Below are 1,833 nucleotides of genomic sequence, written 5' to 3'. Positions count from 1 at the left end.
AACAAATAAGACTATGAACGGGAATACGAATGTACACTCTGCCGGGCTGCCGGAAGATAGTTCACTCCATACCAGCACATCTGAAGCGCCAGAAAAGATGCGATCACGATCCAGTAAAGCATACGCGGAGAAGCCTTTCTGAACAAACGCAAGTGTACATACAGCAGATAACCGGTCCAGGTGACTGCCGCCCAGGTTTCTTTCGGATCCCAGCTCCAGTAATGTCCCCAGGCCGCCTTCGCCCAGATAGCTCCCGTAAGCATACCCACCGTCAAAAAGGCAAGCCCAGTGTAAATCAGTTTGTCGGCTGCTTCCAGGTAATTGGACCGGTGTTTGAAAAGTCCCATACACGACAAAATGAAAGCACATCCCAGTACAGAATAGGAAAACATGTAAATCGTGACATGAGGGATAAACCACGGACTCTGCAGGGCAGGCATGAGAGACTGGTCATGAATCTCCGGTTTCAGAATATTGATAAGTGCAAACACTGCTCCTACCACAGTAGAAAAAGACAGAATCCAAGGATACTTCCAGCGGATATAAGTCAACAGACCGGATATTCCCATAAAAAAAGAATACCACAGTCGGGTTTCACCCATGGTGCGTAAGGGAGGACGCTGCAAGTAGATCCAGAATCCGGCAATAAACACCGCAAAAACCAAAGTACCCATCAACGTCAGCAGAATGGCCCAGCGGTTCCGCTCTTTAGAGAACAATGCAAACACTGCACCACTCCCCCACAGAGCTATGGACAACAGGGCAAACCAGTCAAAATTATTCCACGTAATCATTCAAACAAAGCATTAATTTTTTATCAATCGAGTATCAACAGGATTTCTCTGGAAAAGAAGTCTTCTCTCTGTTAGGTCCGGCCAGAAACAGCAGGCAACCTCCGCACAGCATCATCACAATACCCAGCCACATGAGATATTTCAGAGGTTCACGCACAATCTGAACTACACAATACTGCGGCTCAGGCGACTTCACATCATAGGAAGTAAGATAATAATCTTCCGACCAGCTCGTAGCATAAGGATGATTCACCTCCAGATGAACCGGCTTTCCATCGACGGAGATCTCAGCAAAAAAGTGTCGCGGACTTCCATTGGGATAATGTTCTACAACAAAATCTGTCAACTGCAATGATTTCTCCAGATAAACCTTATTGCCCTCTTCCGTAAAAGCTTCATTGTTGGAAGATGTCCGGAATACAGGAATACGCAGTGTCTGTTCTTCAGCGCTTCCTATAAATCCGGCAAAAAGAGCCAGCCACAAACCTGCATGATTAAGCACAAAACGCCACTGGCTTCTTCCCGGAAGAAAGAATCTTCTCAGAGTAATCATTCCCAGATGGGTAAGTAAGCCGAACAGTCCCGTTACAAAAATCCAGGAGGAGGTGAAATGATAGCATCCCAAAGTGGAAAGCACACCTGATTTTCTCACAGCATCCTGTACCGAAAGCTGGGGGAACAAACCGATAACCAGACAACCGCCCAGAAACCATCCCAACGTCCAGTAAGTACATTGCGGAAAAAGCCATATCCTGACCGCAACAGAGGAACGTTTTTCTTTATAGGCATACCCCATCCCCCCTATCCATATCAAGGCTAGAAGAAGATCCAGCGGAAAAGCAAAGAAGGCAAACGGGAAATTGCCAAAAGCGCATTGGGCCACCACTGAAAGCAATAATAAGGAAATGAATAGTAAGTTAGTCTTTAAGTTCATACATCAATGATTCATGAAATCTCTGCAAAGATAAGAACTTAATTGAATATTACAACAAAATTGTAAAGATAACAATTGTTCGAAAACAAAATATTCCAGTGAAAC

General features: G+C 45.0%; 2 protein-coding genes. Both read right to left on the bottom strand.

Annotated features, from left to right (window positions below; genetic code table 11):
- Window positions 1-11 precede the first annotated feature (11 nt).
- Window positions 12-794, bottom strand: coding sequence for a cytochrome c biogenesis protein (locus BACCOPRO_RS03125; protein ID WP_008140841.1), 783 nt, complete (start codon window positions 792-794; stop codon window positions 12-14).
- 34 nt (window positions 795-828) lie between these two features.
- Window positions 829-1,728, bottom strand: a complete 900-nt coding sequence (locus tag BACCOPRO_RS03120) for a cytochrome c biogenesis ResB family protein (protein WP_008140839.1) — start codon at window positions 1,726-1,728, stop codon at window positions 829-831.
- Window positions 1,729-1,833 lie beyond the last annotated feature (105 nt).

The organism is Phocaeicola coprophilus DSM 18228 = JCM 13818, assembly GCF_000157915.1.
In the GTDB taxonomy this organism is placed as follows: domain Bacteria; phylum Bacteroidota; class Bacteroidia; order Bacteroidales; family Bacteroidaceae; genus Phocaeicola; species Phocaeicola coprophilus.
The sequence above is the reverse complement of the archived record's forward strand: the minus strand, read 5'-3'. Positions and strand labels throughout refer to the sequence as shown.

Excerpts from the sequence above, each read along its gene's own strand:
- BACCOPRO_RS03125 (WP_008140841.1), bottom strand. The coding sequence starts at position 794 with ATGATTACGTGGAATAATTTTGACTGGTTTGCCCTGTTGTCCATAGCT.
- BACCOPRO_RS03120 (WP_008140839.1), bottom strand. The coding sequence starts at position 1,728 with ATGAACTTAAAGACTAACTTACTATTCATTTCCTTATTATTGCTTTCA.